The sequence below is a fragment of the Ruegeria sp. HKCCSA071 genome, from assembly GCF_017872555.1.
Classification (GTDB): Bacteria; Pseudomonadota; Alphaproteobacteria; order Rhodobacterales; family Rhodobacteraceae; genus Ruegeria.
The window spans coordinates 76,965-92,999 of the sequence record NZ_JAEDOX010000003.1; the positions used below are offsets into that span (position 1 = coordinate 76,965).

Here is a 16,035-nt window from a genome sequence, read left to right on the forward strand (position 1 = left end):
GGACCCGCCTGTGGCACAGGGCCGCTTTACATTGCGCAGGTGCAGTGTCAGCCTGCGAGTAACAACCAAATCAAGAGGTTCCCCATGTTTCGCCTAGCCCTTGCCGTTACTTTGTTGTCGTCGCCTGCATTGGCGCAGGTTGCCAGTGTGGCAGGCACGGACGGAAAGAATGCACTGGGCAAGGTGCCCTGCGCCGCAAATGCCGGCGACCCGATGCAAAGCTGCAATGCAGAGCTGCGCCACCATGACGACGGCACCACGACGCTGGCCGTGGCTTTGGGGGGTGGCAAGGTGCGCAACATCTATTTCAAGGATGGTGCGCCGGAGTCCAGCAGCTCGACCTCGAAGATGACCTATGAAACGCTGGGTGACCTGCTTGTGGTCTATATTGAACCCGGTGAGGTCTATGAGATTCCCAAAGCGGCACTGACCCGTCAGTAAACGTGCGCCTGACCGTCATAGGTTTCGAAACAGCCGGTTGAGCTGATCGACAGGGCCTCAAAGCGTTCCATCAGGCCGGAGGCGGCCTGATCGACATCAATATCAGCAGCGCCACCGCCCATGTCGGTTTGTACCCAGCCCGGATGATAGATGCCCACGGCGATCCCGTCGGCTTTCAGATCCGTCGCCAGGTTTCGCCCCAGATTCAGCGCCGCCGCTTTGGAGGCGCGGTAGATATAGCTGCCCCCCGGCGCCCGCGTATGGGACGCCATCTGAGACGAGATGATCGCGACCTTGCCGCCTGCGGCGCGCAGATTGGGCAACAACGCCTGAACAGTCAGGAAAACGCCGGTCACGTTGGTGGCAAAGCTTTGCGCCCACATATCGGCGGGGTAGTCGTTGAGCGTGTGCCCCTTGTCCAGATAGACCCCGGCATTGCAGATCAGCAGATCAACGGGCTGGTCTTGCAACTGTTCGGCCATTGCCGCCTGTTGGGCCGGGTCCGACACGTCCAGACGCACCTTTGCGCTGCCATCTCGCGCAGTTCCGGTGACCACGTCACCACGGGTGTCGTAGCGCAAGGCAAGGGCGCGACCGATACCGCGATTGGCACCGGTGATTACTACATGCATGGATCAGTTGGTCTTTCTGCTGGGCAGAAACGGCAGTGGCGCCACCGGCACGCCATCTTCGATCAGCGATTTCGCCTCATCCGGTCTGGCTTCACCGTAGATCGAGCGCTCTGGCGCCTCTCCCAGATGCATCTTGCGCGCTTCGCTGGCAAAATCCTTGCCGACGTAGTCCGAGTTCTTTTCGACATGGCGGCGCATCTCGGCCAGAACTTTCTCGATCTCGGGCGAAGGGGTGGCAACGTTGATCCGTTCGTTGGGAACAGGCGCGTTTTCGGTTTTTCCTTTTGCATTCCGGGCCGGACGGACACGCGGTGTCATGATTGCCTTCGCAACCTGCGCACATCCGCAGATCGCGCAGGTCACCATCCTTGCAGAAGCCAGCTTGTCAAAGGCTTCGGCAGATTGAAACCAGCTGTCGAATGTGTGGCCTTCACTGCATTTCAACGCGTATTGAATCATGTTCAGTCCAAAATTGCGATTGGCGAATAGATACCGACCAGACTGACAATATCAAGCCTCTCTGGTGCTATCTTAATGTGTATGGGTCTTAAAGTCGCGTAACAATTCGGCAAGCTCGGGTGATCTGACCTTTTGGGCCGCGTTTTCAGGCGCAAACCACTTGCGCCTGCGCTCATGCTTTTCGGGGAAGTCCTGCGACATTGTCTGTACATGCAGCGCAAAAACATCAACCAGAATCAAGGCCGGAGGCTGATTTGGGCGGTGCTTGACGTGCAGAAACTGCCCCAGCCCCGCTTTGCTGCATCGCCCCGTCACGCCCGCTTCTTCCCAGGCTTCCTGCACTGCGGTTTCTGATGGGGTCAGCCCGGGGATAAGCCACCCTTTGGGGATAATCCAGCGCTGGGCCTGACGCGTTGTAATCAGCAAAACCTCTGGCTGGCCATGCCGTATCCGGTAACACAGGGCAGCGGATTGCCGCAAAACAGGGTGTTCCGAAGTCTCAGGTAATTCACGCAGCACCGGCCTTGCATTCATCGCGTGACGCACCTTTTGTTCACGTAACGGGTTTGCCCTCCATATAGGCAGGCATGACCCACCTATTTAGCGGCAGCTGCTTTACAAACTACCACATGGAGTGGCATCCGCCAAGTCTGGTGCTTCCGTGCATCTGTTGGCTACATGCGGGTCGACAGCTGTTTCACCAGCTCGTCATGCGGGATATCGGCATCAACCGCCAATCTTCGCAGGCCGAAATGCACGCGCGCAATTTGCTGGTAATAGCGCGAATAGACATAGTTCGTTCCACCACCGGCCAACGCGCCGAGCACCGGGACAGACTGTGCCGCCAGTTTTTGCCCCAGCACGATTGAAAAGCGTGGTGCCACGGCAGCAATCAGACGCTGCATGGCCGGTCCGGTCAGTGTCAGGCGCACCGAGAAAAAGCCAAGATCCGCACCGTCATCATGCGACAGTGGGCCCGATGCGGACAAAACCCGCACACAGTCGAACTTTACGTTCTCGGCAGACGGATCGAAACCTTCGCGTGCAGCGGCCCCCTGAATGGCGCGCAACAGCATGGCGGTTGTTGCAGGCAGCTCCATCAGGGCTGTCGAAACACCGCCCAGTCCACCGGCCGCACCCATGGCCGTAGTAAGCGCGGTATTGACCCAGGGCTGCTGATCAGGGATCGCACGCCGGGACCCCTGAGCCGCGTGCATCGCAAGCCACAACGCCTGCTCGGTGGCCCCTGTCAGGCCGTTCCGAACCGGTTCGGGCAGTTGCTCGAGCAGGGACTCGGCTGATCCGCCCAGCTTGTTCAGCAATTTGACACCGGCCCCTCCGGCAGATCGGTAATAACCCGCCAAACGATCCAGTTCAGCCTCGGCATCCACGTTTTCGACAAGAACCACGTTCTGCATGTGCGTCCTCCTGCCTATCAACATCGGCGTTAAGCCACGCCGATTCAATAGGTCAGCGGGTCCAGCGGGTGACGGCCCCCTGAACTCCGGACCAGACGCCGGGTGTCAGTTCCAACCCCAAAACCCGGTCAGGGTTGGTGGGCGGCGGCATCTCGACACCTTGCAGCCGCGCAAAACCAAATCGCCTGTAATAGGGTTCGTCACCGACCAGCATGACCCGCTGCCATCCGAGTTTGCGCCCGGCTTCAACACCGGCATGGATCAGATACCCGCCCAGACCCTCGCCCTGGTGGGTTGGGTGTACGGCAACCGGGCCTAGCAGCAATGCGTCGTGTTCGCCGACATGGACCGGCCAGAAGCGGATCGCCCCGGCCAGAATGCCCTGACCGTCGCGCGCGACCAGTGACAGTTCAGAAACCGGCGGCACATCATCGCGCAACCGGTAGGACGACAACGCCTCACGGCCCGGCGCAAAGCACAGGTCATAGAGGGCCTCGACCTCCCACCAATCGTCCGGCTCTTCTGGCCTGATCCCGAATTGCTGCACACCCGCCCTCTTTTCCTTGCTGGAAATCGCCCTAGCACTTCGTTACGCCTTGGGCAAACGCTTGGAGATATGATGTTCTACCGCCCCGAAGACGGCCACGGCCTGCCGCACAACCCGTTCAACGCCATTATCACGCCCCGCCCGATCGGCTGGATCTCGACCCGTGATGCGGATGGGATCAACAATCTGGCACCCTACTCCTTTTTCAACGGGGTTGCTTACACACCGCCACAGGTGATGTTTGCCACAACCGGCACGAAACACGATCAGGTCGGCGGCAAGGACAGTATCGCCAATATCGAGGCGACTGGCGTATTCTGTGTGAATGTCGTGGCCCATGCGCTTCAGGACGCGATGAATGCCAGCTCGGCCAGTCTTCCGAAGGAGGTGGACGAGTTTGCCCATGCCGGATTAACCCCGGTCGAATGCGAAACCATCCCCTGCGCTCGTGTACAAGGCGCCCCGGCGGCGTTGGAATGCAAGCTCACCCAGATCGTGACCCTGCCCGGCGCGGCCAACCGCGTCGTGTTTGGTGAAGTGACAGGCGTGCATCTGCTCGACGACCACATCCGGGAGGGCAAGTTCGATGTAACCTCGTTCAAACCTCTGGCACGTCTTGGGTACCGGGATTATTCGGTCGTGTCCGAGTTGTTCTCGCTCAATCGCCCGGATGATTGAGATTGTCGGGGGGCTCTGCCCCCACCGCCCGTTCCGGGCGGCTCCCCCGGGATATTTTTTGGCCAGATGAAGCAGGGATCCTTCATTCATCTGGCTTCAAATATCCCGGAGCGCGAGGCAGAGCCTCGCAAAAGGATCAGTGGCCGCCCAGAATGCCGGTACGGACAGAATAATCAACCGCCAATTCGTAATCCGGGTCATCATCACTGTCGACCATCAGGTGGCCTGCCTTGTTCAGCAGCTTGTGGCAATCCCGGCTCAGGTGGCGCAGCATGACGCGTTTACCTGCTGCCTCGTATTTGGCCGCGATGTTTTCGATGGCTTGCAATGCCGACTGGTCCACCACACGGCTTTCAGCGAAATCGACGATGACGGTTTCCGGGTCATTCGGCACATCGAAGAGTTCGATAAAGCCGTCCGATGACCCAAAGAACAGCGGCCCCTGGATTTCATAGACCTTCGCCCCTTTTTCGGTCGCCGAGTCGCGGGTGACTGCGTGGATGCGCTTGGCGTTGTTCCAAGCATAGGCCAGAGCCGAGACAATGACGCCGACAACAACGGCGACCGCGAGGTCTTCCATCACTGTCACCACAGTGACCAGAACGATGACAAAGGCGTCGGTCAGTGGAACCTTGCGCAGGATCTTGAACGAGTTCCACGCAAAGGTGCCGATCACCACCATGAACATCACCCCGACCAGCGCGGCCAGCGGAATCTGCTCGATCAGCGGTGAGGCAAACAGGATGAAGGTCAGCAGAAACAGCGCCGCGGCGATCCCGGCGATACGGGTCCGGCCACCGGATTTCACGTTGATCATCGACTGACCGATCATCGCGCAGCCACCCATGCCACCGAAAAAGCCGGTCGCGATATTCGACGCACCCTGCGCGATACATTCCTGAGAGGCTCCGCCGCGCTTGCCGGTAATCTCGCCCACAAGGTTCAGGGTCAGAAGGGATTCGATCAGGCCAATTGCGGCCAGAATGACGGCGTAGGGCAGGATGATCTCAAGCGTGCCCCAGTTCAGCGGAACCATGGGGATGTGGAAGGCAGGCAGACCACCTTCGATCGAGGCCAGATCACCGACGCGTGGGACATCCAGCCCCAGACCGATCACCAGCGCAGCGACAACCAGAATACCTGCCAGAGGCGCAGGAATGATGCGCGTGATGCGCGGCACCGCCCAGATCACCGCCATGGTCAGTGCCACAAGGCCCAGCATGGTGTATAGCTGCACACCCGAGAGCCATTCTCCACCGCCCATGCCGTGACCGGTGTTTTCCATGGTACCCGGCACCTTGAACTGGCCCATCTGGGCCAGAAAGATCACGATGGCCAAGCCATTCACAAAGCCCAGCATCACCGGGTGCGGCACCAGTCGGATGAAGCGGCCCCAATGCATCGCCCCGGCGATAACCTGGAGTATCCCCATCAGAACCACCGTTGCGAACAGGTATTCGACGCCATGCTCGGCCACCAGCGCCACCATGACGACCGCCAGCGCGCCGGTCGCGCCCGAGATCATGCCGGGTCGCCCGCCGATCAGCGCGGTGATGAGCCCCACAAGGAACGCGGCATAAAGGCCAACCAGCGGATGCACGCCTGCCACAAAGGCAAAGGCCACGGCCTCGGGCACCAGTGCGAGGGCCACAGTCAGGCCGGACAGCAGCTCGATCCGCAGACGAGATAAGGTCAACCCCTCATCCGGCACCCAGCGCAGATCGGGTATGGCGATACGGTTGGCAAAACTTGCCAGCAAGGCTCGGGGCATTGGACAGTCCTATAGGATTTTATGTTCGCGCGAAGGGGTCGTTGTAGCGGGGGAGCGGCTGTTAAGCCACCGCAGCAGGTGGGATGCAGCCATGCACACAGCGCATAACTTGCCTCTCAGCAACGTGATTTGCGGCGCCGGGGCCAAGTACCCAAATGTGAGTTCATGCGTTGGATAGCCCTCATATTTCTATCGGCCCTGCCCGCCTTTGCGCAGGATTTGCAAGGGAATGACACGGCTGGAAACTGGCGCGTCACGCACCATGAGATTTTCGGTATCTGGAATTCGATTTGTGATGAACGTGACGAAAACGACGCTTTGGTGCAGCGCTGTTACTTACGGCGCGCCGAGGTATTTTCCTCGCGTCCGAAATTTGCGGCCCAATTCATGTTCATCACACCCGAGCCAGATGGTTTCAAAATCGAATTCGGGATTGAGCCGGGTACCTTCTTCAACCCTTCTGGATTCCGCATCGAGAAAGAACAGGATGTGATCTGGCGCACGCGGCGTCCCGGTTGCCTGACAGGGTTAAGCTGTACGTTCGAGGAGCATCGCGCCGACGGCCTGCTGGATGCCATGCTGAACGGGGATGCGTATCGTTTTGAGTTTCGTGACAGGCATGGTCAATCGCAGGACCTGACGTGGCCGCTGGATGAGTTTGGAGCCGCCTGGGCGGATTTCAACACCCAATCTCAACAGCGTAACCTGCTGGCGAAACAGGAATAGACCTCTTGTCAATTTCGGGTCGAACCCGCACAAATTCAATATCAGTATCTCAGGCGGAGCAGGACAGTGACCCAAACCAGGATTGCCGTTATCGGCGGATCAGGCATCTATGACATCGATGGGCTGGAAAATGCGGAATGGGTCAGTGTCGATACCCCTTGGGGGGCACCTTCGGATCAGATCCTGACCGGGTCGCTGGACGGTGTCGCCATGGCCTTTCTGCCCCGTCATGGGCGCGGACATGTGCATTCGCCCACCGATGTGCCTTATCGCGCCAATATCGACGCGCTGAAACGGATTGGTGTAACGGATGTGATCTCGGTCTCGGCCTGCGGGTCGTTTCGCGAACATATGGCACCGGGCGATTTTGTCATCGTCGATCAGTTCATCGACCGGACATTTGCGCGCGACAAGAGCTTTTTCGGAACAGGCTGCGTCGCCCATGTCAGCGTTGCGCATCCGACCTGCCCGCGCCTGTCAGACGCCTGTGAGACCGCAGGCAAGGCTGCCGGTATCACGATCCATCGCGGCGGCACCTATCTGGCGATGGAAGGGCCGCAGTTTTCGTCTCTTGCGGAATCGAAGATGTATCGCGAGCAATGGGACTGCGACGTGATCGGCATGACCAACATGCCCGAAGCCAAGCTCGCCCGCGAAGCCGAGCTTTGTTATGCCTCAATCGCGATGGTCACCGATTTTGACAGCTGGCACCCGGACCATGGCGAGGTGGATGTGACCACCATCATTGCGACCCTGACCGGCAATGCCGATAAGGGCCGTGCATTGGTCAAAGGCCTTCCCGCCCTGCTGGGGACCGACCGCGCGTCCTGCCCGCATGGCTGTGACCGGGCGCTGGAATATGCCATCCTCACCGCGCCCGAAAAGCGCGATCCGGCGCTGCTGGCCAAGCTGGACGCGGTTGCGGGTCGGATTCTGTAGGTTCCGCGCGACGCGTCGGGCATTGCAGCCGACAGCAGATCGGCTTTCCGGATCACGTTGTGCAAGCGTCCAAGCATGGCATCGACCCCTGCGCCCGAAACTGTCCGGGCACAGGGGATGCGGGTTCTTTCTGCCGGGATACTCGCCGCAAGAATGCGACAGTTTTGACGGATCGCACTCGTATCAGTTTTCGTGCAAGTCTCGGCCTGATCCGACCGTTTTGAAGAGCCCGAATGCTGGTCGCCATGAAAATTGTCAAGCATCGGTAGTTTGGCTATAGCGGTACCAAAGGAACGTATTGCGAGCAGACCCTTATGTCTCTGGAACTCTGGCTGGCCTTTGTTGCCGCATCCACCGCCTTGCTGCTGATCCCGGGCCCGACCGTGCTGTTGGTGCTGAGCTATGCGCTGTCCAAGGGGCGCAGCGTTGCCGTGGCCTCGGCCACAGGGGTCGCTGTGGGGGATCTTGTGGCAATGACCGCGTCTTTGTTGGGACTGGGCGCGCTTGTTCTGGCCTCGGCCACCTTGTTTTCCGTCCTCAAATGGGTCGGAGCGGCCTATCTGGTCTGGCTTGGGATTAAACTGCTGCGCAGCGCCCCGGCAAGTGGGTTGGGAACGGTCGCGACCGGGCGGGATGTCACCCCCCGCAGCGTGTTTGGACATGCGGCCGCTGTCACGGCACTGAACCCGAAATCCATCGCCTTTTTCATCGCCTTTGTGCCGCAGTTCCTGCGCCCGGCTGAACCGCTGGGGCCGCAATTTGCCATCCTGATCGTCACTTTCGTCGGACTGGCCTGGCTGAATGCGCTGGCTTATGCGTTGCTGGCCGACCGGTTGCGGCGGCTGATTGGCCGCGCCAGCGTGATCACCGGCATGACGCGGTTTGGCGGGCTGACTCTGATCGGGATGGGTTTCGCCACGGCAGTTCTGCGCCGCCCGGCCTAACCCTTTTTTCAGTTTTCGGCGTTTTCCTTCATGAACCCGCGGATAAACCGGCGGATTTCGCGGGCAGCTGACGTATCCAGCTCCCTGCACAACTCGACAAACGCGTCGCGCTCATCCTTGTCCAGACGCAGAACCAGCTGACTGTTCTTCTTCGTCGATCCCTTGCCGTCTTTCTTTGGCACGCGCGTTGCTCCTACCAAATGCTCGTTAATTCAGGCGATGCATTGTGTATACATAGCATAGTGATTGTCGTTATCGGGCACTTAACAGCACCGGAACGGAAATGGCAATGAACCTTCGAAACACACAAGCCTTTCTTTTGCGGAATCAACGCAATTGAGTAAGCCGCACCTGTCATGTTTGCCTGCCAGACTTTACCGATAAGTCAGATTGCCCAAGGCCCGGGTTTCGCACCGCTGGTGATCGCGCAAATGAATTGTTCCTTGCATGGCTAACCCTCTTGGGCCAAACACGTTTTGGTAATTGAAGCGGAAAAGGGTTGGTTCATGTCAAGGAACAAGACTGTCAAAGACTACATCCGGACGATTGTCGACTTCCCGCATGAAGGAATTCTGTTTCGCGATGTGACGACGCTGTTTGCCGATCCGCGCGGATTTCGGATGGCCATTGACCAGATGCTGCACCCCTATGCCGGGGAACGCATCGACAAGGTTGTCGGCCTTGAGGCGCGGGGCTTTATCCTTGGCGGCGCGATTGCGCATCAGTTGAGCCTGGGTTTCGTGCCGATCCGCAAGAAAGGCAAACTGCCCGGCACAACGATCAGCCAGGACTACAAGCTGGAATATGGTGAAGCGATCGTCGAGATCCACGATGACGCCATCCAGCCAGGCGAAAAAATCCTTGTCGTTGACGACCTTCTGGCCACAGGCGGCACTGCGGCGGCGGGCATCAAACTGATCGAGCGTCTGGGCGGTGAGATCGTCTCATGCGCGTTCATTATCGACCTGCCTGACCTCGGCGGGCGCAAAGTATTGGAAGATATGGGCATGGACGTGCATGTCCTGTGCGAATTCGAAGGGCTTTAACGCGGCAACCTTCGGACTTCTTAACAAGAGTCAGAGCCGGGTTCACGCCTTCAGCACCGCGCCGGGATTCATGATGCCAAAGGGGTCCAGCGCCGCCTTGATGGTCCGCATTGCATCCAGCTTTACCGGATCGCCATAGCGTTCCAGATCGTCCGTTTTCATGCGGCCCACGCCATGTTCCGCGCTGACAGAACCGTCAAAGGCATGGACCAAATCATGCACGGCCCGCTTGACCACGGTGCTCTGACCCTCAAAATCCGACCTGCCCTGCCCCTTGGGGGGAAAGACGTTGTAATGCAGATTGCCATCCCCGAGATGGCCGAAGCAATTGATCCGGAACGGCCCGAGACCGGAAATTACCTTTTCCCCTTGGCGCACAAAATCCGGAATTTCTGAGATCGGGATCGAGATATCATGGCTCGACACCGAGCCGATCAGGCGATTGGCCTCGGGGATACGCTCGCGCACGGCCCACAACTCACCGCGCTGCGCCTCGCTTTGTGCAATCACGCCATCCTGCACCAGCCCAAGCGCTTGCGCGTGGACAAAGATATCCTCCAGCGCGTCGGACGGAGACTGCCCCGTGGCCAGCCCCAATTCGATTAGAACGCTCCACTCTGGCGGTGTTTCAAACGGTTGCCGGACATCCGGCAGAACCTCGGACAAGAACTTCAGCCCCTGCCGGTGGATCAGTTCGAAAGTGCTGACAGCCTCGCCCACGCGATCACGCGCCTGGGCCAGCAGGGAAATAGCGGCTTCGGGTGACGCTACCTGAAACATTGCCGTCCCGATCGCGGCAGGCCGGGGAAACAGCTTGAGCGCGGCTGCGGTGATGATCCCCAGCGTGCCCTCGGCCCCAATCAGCAGATTGCGCAGGTCATAGCCTGTGTTGTCCTTTCGCAACCGGCTGAGACCCTGCCAGATTTGACCATTGGGCAGAACGACCTCGAGCCCAAGGCACAGGTCGCGCGCATTGCCATAGCGCAAGACGTTGACGCCCCCGGCATTGGTGGACAGGTTGCCCCCGATCCGACAGGATCCCTGCGCCGCCAGCGTCAAAGGAAACAGGCGGTCTTGCGCCTCGGCCGCGGCTTGGACGTCCTGCAAAATGGCTCCGGCCTCGACAATCAGTATATTTTCGGTGGGATAGACGGATCGGATGGCCGTCATCCGTTCCAGCGAAATCACCAAGGGCGCTGGCCCATGCGGCATCACCTGCCCCCCGACCAGACCAGTTCCACCGCCGTAAGGCACCACCGGAACACGCATTTCGGACGCCACCTGCACCAGCACCGAGACCTCTTCGGTTGTGCGGGGCAAGGCCAGCAGGCCAGCCTGCCCGGCAAATCGCCCGCGCGGTTCTTCCAGATACCGGTCGGCCACCGGGCGCAACACCTGATCGCCCAGTTTCGAGCGGATCAGCGTGGCAATGCGGTCATCAGCGGGGTTTAGACTCATACGTTTTCAATGCCCAACCGGTTCCGCCACGGCAAGCCTTATTCCAGATCAATCAGATAGCGCGGCTCCAGCACGACAACCGTTGGACGGTCCGGCAAGTCACGCAGAGAGACGGTGATCTCGGACACGCCGTCACGTTCAACCGGGAACTCATCCCGGATATCCACGAGGAAGCGATCCAGCGAAAACTCCGAGAACCAGTGCATCGGAATGATCACCGAGCTTTTCAGCCGCTTCAGAACCGAGATCATGTCAGGCAAGGGCATGGTCGTTCCGCCATCGACGGCGGCCATGACCACATCCAACCGACCCAGCGCAGCAAACTGTTCATCTGACGGTACATGATGCAAATGTCCCAGATGACCGATACACAGCCCTTCGACCTCGAACACGAAGATAGAATTGCCGCGTTCCTCGACCCCGCCATAGGCCGAGCGGATATCGGTCGGGACATTGCGTATCAGCATCTCGCCCAGATCCAGGTGATGTTCGATCCCCTGCCCGAACTCGCCCCATCCCGGCAGAACATGCGGGATCGCCGGGTCGGGATGTGCCGTCCAATGGGTGTCGTGCGCATGGTTCATTGTCACCACGTCGGGAATCAGATCGGCACTGCCGATGAACCCGGTAAAGTCTGTCACAACATTCAACCCGCCACGGGTCTGGATCATAAAGGCGGCATGCGCGATATAGCTGATGCGCACCGAAAACTCCGGCACCGGGTCCTGCCATGCAGCTTTGTGCAGATATTCTATCCCCGGCGCCGCCTCGGCGATGGCGATACAATGGCTCGGCCGCCGCTCCTGCGCCACGGCCCCGCCCGAAATCACCATCAATGCTGCAACCAACCAGCGCATACCCGAAGTGTAGCGCAGATCGCCACCAAGTCATGCCCCTTGTTCATCTGGCCAAAAATATCCCGGGGGAAGCGCGGCTTGCCGCGACGGGGGCAGAGCCCCCTAGCCCGCGTCCGTCTTGCCGCGCCGGTCGGACCGCAGGCTGGCATAGAGAACATGCGTCCGCCATCGCCCGTTGATCTGTAGATAAGACTGCGCCACGCCTTCATATTTGAAGCCCGAGCTTTCCAGCAAACCGCGCGACGCCCGGTTTTCCGGCAGACACGCGGCTTCGATCCTGCTCAGATCCAGACGGGTAAAGGCGTGATGTACCATCGCGCCAATCGCTTCGCGCATGTATCCCTGACGGGCAAAGGATTCACCGGTCCAGTAACCCAGGGTTCCGGCCTGCGCAGGGCCGCGCCGGATATTGTCCAGCGTGATCGCCCCGACCAACACATTGTCTTCACGGCGAAAAAGGAAAAGTGGAATTGCTGTGCCACTCGCGACTGAGCGCTGAGCCCAGTAGACCCGATTGGTAAAGGATTTGCGGCTCAGGTGATCCTTGGCCCAGATCGGCTCCCACGGGGTCAGGTAACCTTTTGAGGCGCGCCGCAACGCCGCCCAATCGTTGAAATCGGAATGTACAGGCGGACGCAAGCTAAGCCGCGCGGTCTCGAGTTTCAGCTTGCGTCTGCCCAACAGCATCACGCTGCACGCCTCTCCTGCAAGTCCGCCAATGTCGGTGCGTCTGCGACCGGTCCGTAAAGCGCCAGCGCCGCCGGGGCCTGAACGGCCATGGTTTCGGCAAAGGCGCGCACGTCCTCGGTGCTGACCGCATCGATCTTGGCAACTGTGTCCTCCAGTGAGGGCACCCGTCCCCAGATCTGCACCAGCCGCGCCAGACGCTCGGCCCGATTCGACGGGCTTTCCAGCCCCATCAGCATCCCGGCCTTCATCTGGGCACGGGCTCGGGCGACCTCTTCGGGGCTCATGTCCTCGGCGGCGCGCTTCATCTCATCGATGGTGATCGTCGCCAGTTCGGCCACCTGATTGGCCGAGGTTCCGGCATAGATCGTGGTTGTTCCGGTATCGGCATAGGCACCGGTCTGCGCAAAGATCGTGTAGCAAAGCCCACGTGCTTCACGCACTTCCTGAAACAGGCGCGAGGACATGCCACCGCCCAATGCGGTCGAATAGATCTGCGCCGTATAGATCGCATCGTCGCGATAGCCGGGACTTTCCAACGCCAGGGCGAAATGTGCCTGTTCCAGCTCTTTTACCTGACGGGCTTCGCCGCCGGTAAAGCGTGCGATCTCGGGGATCAGACCTTTACGGGATTGCAGATGGCCAAACATTTCTTCGGCCAGTTTCATCAGCATGTCGTGATCCACAGCACCTGCTGCGGACAGGATCATCTGTTCGGGGCCATAATGTTCGGTCACAAAGCCCGACAAATCTTCGCGCGAAAAGGCACTGACCCGCTCGGACGGGCCCAGGATCGTCCGGCCCAGGGGCTGGTCGCGATAGCTCTGCTCTTGCAGCCAGTCAAAGATCACATCATCGGGTGTATCATGGGCCTGACCGATTTCCTGAAGGATCACGCCCCGCTCGACCTCGATCTCACGTGGATCAAACACCGGGTTCAAAACGATGTCACCGATCACATCCATCGCCAGTGCCACGTCGTCCTTCAAGACGCGTGCGTAATAGGCCGTTACCTCGCGCGAGGTATAGGCGTTGATATAGCCGCCCACATCCTCGATCGCCTCGGCAATTTGCAAGGCCGAACGGCGCTCGGTTCCCTTGAACGCCATATGTTCAAGGAAATGCGCAATACCGTTCTGTTCGATCCGCTCATGCCGCCCACCGGCGGTTACCCAGATGCCGATGGCCGCAGATTGCAGCCCCGGCATATGTTCACTGACGATACGAAACCCGTTCTTCAGTTGGTCTTGTCTGACAGTCACTCAGCGATGTGCCTTTTTATATGATCCTCAAGGGCACCCAGGTCATTGGCGATGCGGGTCACCCGTTCCGGACGTTCATACAGATCAGACATGCGGGAGGGAAGAGGCGGATGTTCACCACTCGCCTTCTCGACCGCGGCCGGGAATTTGGCAGGATGCGCAGTGGCCAGCGTGATAATTGGCACGTTGGCCGCGCGGTGCTCTTCTGCGACCTTGATGCCCACGGCGGTGTGCGGGCAGACCAGTTCGGCACTGTGCACCAGCGTGGATTTGATCGTTGCCAGCGTTTCCTCTTCGGACACCCGGCCCGAATCGAAATTCTCGCGCAGCGCTTCCATCGCCCCCTGACTTATATTGAAACCACCCTGTTTCAGCTCGTCCATCAATTGTGCGATGGCCCCGCCATCCTCGTTATAGGCATAGTACAGCGCGCGTTCGAAGTTTGAGCTGACCTGAATGTCCATCGACGGGCTGATCGAGGGGATGGTTTCGCCCTTGAAATACCCCTCGCCCGAGAGGCAGCGATGCAGAATGTCGTTCTGGTTGGTCGCCACCACAAGGCGATCAATCGGCAGCCCCATTCGCTTGGCCAGATAGCCTGCGAAGATGTCGCCAAAGTTGCCGGTTGGCACCGTGAAGCTGACCTTGCGGTGCGGCGCGCCAAGGCTGACGGCAGCCGAGAAGTAATAGACGATCTGCGCCAAAACGCGGGCAAAGTTGATCGAGTTCACACCCGCCAATTTCACGCCGTCGCGGAATTCGAAATCGTTGAACATGTCTTTCAGCGCGGCCTGGCAATCGTCGAAATCGCCATCTACTGCCAGAGCATGCACGTTGCTGTCCGCAGGCGTCGTCATCTGGCGGCGCTGCACTTCGGACACGCGGCCATGAGGGAACAGGATGAACACATCCACAGCGTCCAGCCCGCGGAACGCCTCGATCGCGGCTGAACCGGTATCCCCGCTGGTCGCGCCGACGATAGTCACACGGTCGCCGCGGCGTTTCAGCGCCACCTGGAACAACTGACCGATCAGCTGCATGGCAAAGTCCTTGAAGGCCAGCGTGGGGCCGTGGAACAGTTCCAGCAGGAAGTGGTTCTCGTTCAGCTGCTTCAATGGCGCGCGAGCATCGTGGCCGAAACCTTCATAAGCGCGGGCGATGATCGCCTTGAACTCATCCTCGGCGAACGAACCGCTGACATAGGGCCACATCACGCGGAATGCGATTTCTTCATAGCTCAATCCGGCCAGCGCCGCGATCTCGTCCTGCGACATCACCGGGATTTCGGCGGGCAGATAGAGGCCACCGTCGCGGGCAAGCCCGGTCAGCATCGCCTCTTCAAACGTCAGTTCGGGCGCCTGCCCGCGGGTCGAGATATATTTCATGTCGCGTCACTTTCAGAATTGGCACGGCTGCGCCACAGGAAGTATCCGGTCATCGCAGCCCAGACCAGAGCCAGGCCAAACCAGGTGATTGCATATTGCAGGTGATCGTTTGGTATGCCCACCGTGTCCACCGGCAGCGGTGTCACATTCGGGTCGGTCTGCGAACGGGCGATCAGCAGAACGGGCTCTGCGCCCAGGGCAGCCGCAAGCGCGGACACATCGCGGGCAAACCAGATGTTGGCGTCGAGATCAGGTGCGGGCGTGTAACTGTCGATTTCATCTGGCCAATGCAGATTGCCGGCGATCTCCATCGGACCGTTTCGCCGCCCGGCCTGTTTGGCCGTGGTCGGGGTGAACCCCCGGTCAATCAGAATGGTCCGGCCCCCGGTGCGAAACGGCTGAATGATGCGATACCCTGCACCGACCTGCTTGAGCGAAACAAGAACGTGGACTTCCGCAGGCTCCATCTCGCCCGACACTGTTACCGGCAGGTATTTGTCCTGATCCGCCGAAACCTGCAGCGGCAGGGAAACCGGCGCAGCCGAGATCCGATCTTCGATCTCGGCCAGAACGTCCTGCTTCCACGCCAGGCGCTGCACCTGCCAGATGCCCAGCGACAGCAGCACGCCCAAACCGGCGAGGCCGAAGATTAGCAGGAACAGGATACGGCGCATGTCAGGACCAAACTTCTTTGCAGGAACCGGCGTCTTGTTAAGGGGCGCGCGGGCTGAATTGCAACCACGCAATTGTATGGGGCGCAATCTTGCGCCCCGCATAGAGAAAAA

Annotated in this window: 19 protein-coding genes; 6 read left to right on the forward strand and 13 right to left on the reverse strand. The window is 59.7% G+C overall.

What is annotated here, in order from left to right; genetic code table 11:
* Positions 1–84 precede the first annotated feature (84 nt).
* The gene (locus I9188_RS09995; protein ID WP_209505644.1) at positions 85–441 is read left to right on the forward strand and encodes a hypothetical protein; all 357 of its coding nucleotides are present in this window, start codon (positions 85–87) and stop codon (positions 439–441) included.
* Here the strand turns inward: I9188_RS09995 and I9188_RS10000 are convergent.
* The 5 genes from I9188_RS10000 to I9188_RS10020 form a co-directional block, all read right to left on the reverse strand.
* Positions 435–1,073: an SDR family NAD(P)-dependent oxidoreductase gene (locus I9188_RS10000; RefSeq protein ID WP_209505642.1), complete on the reverse strand. Its 639-nt coding sequence runs from the start codon at positions 1,071–1,073 to the stop codon at positions 435–437. The two genes, I9188_RS09995 and I9188_RS10000, sit on opposite strands and share 7 nt — an antisense overlap.
* Positions 1,074–1,076: 3 nt before the next feature.
* Positions 1,077–1,532 (reverse strand): DUF1178 family protein, encoded by a 456-nt coding sequence (locus I9188_RS10005; RefSeq protein ID WP_209505639.1) that lies wholly within the window; start codon positions 1,530–1,532, stop codon positions 1,077–1,079.
* A gap of 72 nt (positions 1,533–1,604) precedes the next feature.
* Entirely contained in the window at positions 1,605–2,066 is a 462-nt protein-coding gene (locus I9188_RS10010; protein ID WP_209505637.1) for an NUDIX hydrolase, read from the reverse strand.
* 140 nt (positions 2,067–2,206) lie between these two features.
* Positions 2,207–2,950, reverse strand: coding sequence for an EcsC family protein (locus I9188_RS10015; protein WP_209505635.1), 744 nt, complete (start codon positions 2,948–2,950; stop codon positions 2,207–2,209).
* A gap of 52 nt (positions 2,951–3,002) precedes the next feature.
* Positions 3,003–3,497, reverse strand: a complete 495-nt coding sequence (locus tag I9188_RS10020; protein WP_209505633.1) for an N-acetyltransferase — start codon at positions 3,495–3,497, stop codon at positions 3,003–3,005.
* A 72-nt stretch (positions 3,498–3,569) separates the two neighbouring features.
* On the opposite strand from I9188_RS10020, the gene I9188_RS10025 reads away from it, so the two are divergent.
* Positions 3,570–4,175 (forward strand): flavin reductase family protein, encoded by a 606-nt coding sequence (locus I9188_RS10025; RefSeq protein WP_209505819.1) that lies wholly within the window; start codon positions 3,570–3,572, stop codon positions 4,173–4,175.
* 136 nt (positions 4,176–4,311) lie between these two features.
* Here the strand turns inward: I9188_RS10025 and I9188_RS10030 are convergent, their stop codons facing one another.
* On the reverse strand, positions 4,312–5,946 hold the full coding sequence (locus I9188_RS10030) for a SulP family inorganic anion transporter (RefSeq protein WP_209505631.1): 1,635 nt from the start codon (positions 5,944–5,946) through the stop codon (positions 4,312–4,314).
* A gap of 165 nt (positions 5,947–6,111) precedes the next feature.
* On the opposite strand from I9188_RS10030, the gene I9188_RS10035 reads away from it, so the two are divergent.
* The 3 genes from I9188_RS10035 to I9188_RS10045 all read left to right on the forward strand — a co-directional run bounded on the left by I9188_RS10035 (position 6,112) and on the right by I9188_RS10045 (position 8,555).
* Positions 6,112–6,672 (forward strand): hypothetical protein, encoded by a 561-nt coding sequence (locus tag I9188_RS10035; protein ID WP_209505629.1) that lies wholly within the window; start codon positions 6,112–6,114, stop codon positions 6,670–6,672.
* Positions 6,673–6,738: 66 nt separating this feature from the next.
* Complete coding sequence (locus tag I9188_RS10040; RefSeq protein ID WP_209505626.1) at positions 6,739–7,611, forward strand: S-methyl-5'-thioadenosine phosphorylase; 873 nt, start codon at positions 6,739–6,741, stop codon at positions 7,609–7,611.
* 314 nt (positions 7,612–7,925) lie between these two features.
* Positions 7,926–8,555 (forward strand): LysE family translocator, encoded by a 630-nt coding sequence (locus tag I9188_RS10045; RefSeq protein WP_209505624.1) that lies wholly within the window; start codon positions 7,926–7,928, stop codon positions 8,553–8,555.
* Between the two features lie 8 nt (positions 8,556–8,563).
* Here I9188_RS10045 and I9188_RS10050 read toward each other — a convergent pair whose 3' ends face one another.
* On the reverse strand, positions 8,564–8,737 hold the full coding sequence (locus I9188_RS10050) for a hypothetical protein (protein WP_209505622.1): 174 nt from the start codon (positions 8,735–8,737) through the stop codon (positions 8,564–8,566).
* 324 nt (positions 8,738–9,061) lie between these two features.
* Between I9188_RS10050 and I9188_RS10055 the strand changes: the two genes are divergently transcribed.
* Positions 9,062–9,601 (forward strand): adenine phosphoribosyltransferase, encoded by a 540-nt coding sequence (locus I9188_RS10055; RefSeq protein ID WP_209505620.1) that lies wholly within the window; start codon positions 9,062–9,064, stop codon positions 9,599–9,601.
* A 42-nt stretch (positions 9,602–9,643) separates the two neighbouring features.
* Here I9188_RS10055 and I9188_RS10060 read toward each other — a convergent pair whose 3' ends face one another.
* From I9188_RS10060 to I9188_RS10085, 6 genes are all read right to left on the reverse strand, one after another.
* Positions 9,644–11,059, reverse strand: coding sequence for an FAD-binding oxidoreductase (locus tag I9188_RS10060; protein WP_209599609.1), 1,416 nt, complete (start codon positions 11,057–11,059; stop codon positions 9,644–9,646).
* Positions 11,060–11,097: 38 nt separating this feature from the next.
* Positions 11,098–11,916 carry an MBL fold metallo-hydrolase gene (locus I9188_RS10065; RefSeq protein ID WP_209505616.1) on the reverse strand — a complete coding sequence of 273 codons (819 nt, stop codon included), beginning with the start codon at positions 11,914–11,916 and terminating at the stop codon, positions 11,098–11,100.
* Positions 11,917–12,018: 102 nt separating this feature from the next.
* Entirely contained in the window at positions 12,019–12,603 is a 585-nt protein-coding gene (locus tag I9188_RS10070; RefSeq protein WP_209505614.1) for a GNAT family protein, read from the reverse strand.
* Entirely contained in the window at positions 12,603–13,865 is a 1,263-nt protein-coding gene (locus tag I9188_RS10075) for a pitrilysin family protein (RefSeq protein WP_209599610.1), read from the reverse strand. The genes I9188_RS10070 and I9188_RS10075 overlap by 1 nt, the downstream gene beginning before the upstream one ends.
* Positions 13,862–15,250, reverse strand: coding sequence for a threonine synthase (gene thrC, locus I9188_RS10080; RefSeq protein ID WP_209505609.1), 1,389 nt, complete (start codon positions 15,248–15,250; stop codon positions 13,862–13,864). Before thrC ends, I9188_RS10075 begins: the two co-directional genes overlap by 4 nt.
* A complete protein-coding gene (locus tag I9188_RS10085; protein ID WP_209505607.1) occupies positions 15,247–15,924 on the reverse strand; it encodes an SURF1 family protein in 678 nt (225 codons plus the stop codon). Before I9188_RS10085 ends, thrC begins: the two co-directional genes overlap by 4 nt.
* Between the last annotated feature and the right edge of the window lie 111 nt (positions 15,925–16,035).

Bases quoted from the DNA above. Each gene is read 5' to 3' on its own strand.
- I9188_RS10065 (WP_209505616.1), bottom strand. From the start codon at position 11,916: ATGCGCTGGTTGGTTGCAGCATTGATGGTGATTTCGGGCGGGGCCGTG.
- I9188_RS10000 (WP_209505642.1), bottom strand. From the start codon at position 1,073: ATGCATGTAGTAATCACCGGTGCCAATCGCGGTATCGGTCGCGCCCTT.
- I9188_RS10015 (WP_209505635.1), bottom strand. From the start codon at position 2,950: ATGCAGAACGTGGTTCTTGTCGAAAACGTGGATGCCGAGGCTGAACTG.
- thrC (WP_209505609.1), bottom strand. From the start codon at position 15,250: ATGAAATATATCTCGACCCGCGGGCAGGCGCCCGAACTGACGTTTGAA.
- I9188_RS10060 (WP_209599609.1), bottom strand. From the start codon at position 11,059: ATGAGTCTAAACCCCGCTGATGACCGCATTGCCACGCTGATCCGCTCG.
- I9188_RS10025 (WP_209505819.1), top strand. From the start codon at position 3,570: ATGTTCTACCGCCCCGAAGACGGCCACGGCCTGCCGCACAACCCGTTC.
- I9188_RS10085 (WP_209505607.1), bottom strand. From the start codon at position 15,924: ATGCGCCGTATCCTGTTCCTGCTAATCTTCGGCCTCGCCGGTTTGGGC.
- I9188_RS09995 (WP_209505644.1), top strand. From the start codon at position 85: ATGTTTCGCCTAGCCCTTGCCGTTACTTTGTTGTCGTCGCCTGCATTG.
- I9188_RS10010 (WP_209505637.1), bottom strand. From the start codon at position 2,066: ATGAATGCAAGGCCGGTGCTGCGTGAATTACCTGAGACTTCGGAACAC.
- I9188_RS10030 (WP_209505631.1), bottom strand. From the start codon at position 5,946: ATGCCCCGAGCCTTGCTGGCAAGTTTTGCCAACCGTATCGCCATACCC.
- I9188_RS10045 (WP_209505624.1), top strand. From the start codon at position 7,926: ATGTCTCTGGAACTCTGGCTGGCCTTTGTTGCCGCATCCACCGCCTTG.
- I9188_RS10055 (WP_209505620.1), top strand. From the start codon at position 9,062: ATGTCAAGGAACAAGACTGTCAAAGACTACATCCGGACGATTGTCGAC.
- I9188_RS10035 (WP_209505629.1), top strand. From the start codon at position 6,112: ATGCGTTGGATAGCCCTCATATTTCTATCGGCCCTGCCCGCCTTTGCG.
- I9188_RS10070 (WP_209505614.1), bottom strand. From the start codon at position 12,603: ATGCTGTTGGGCAGACGCAAGCTGAAACTCGAGACCGCGCGGCTTAGC.
- I9188_RS10005 (WP_209505639.1), bottom strand. From the start codon at position 1,532: ATGATTCAATACGCGTTGAAATGCAGTGAAGGCCACACATTCGACAGC.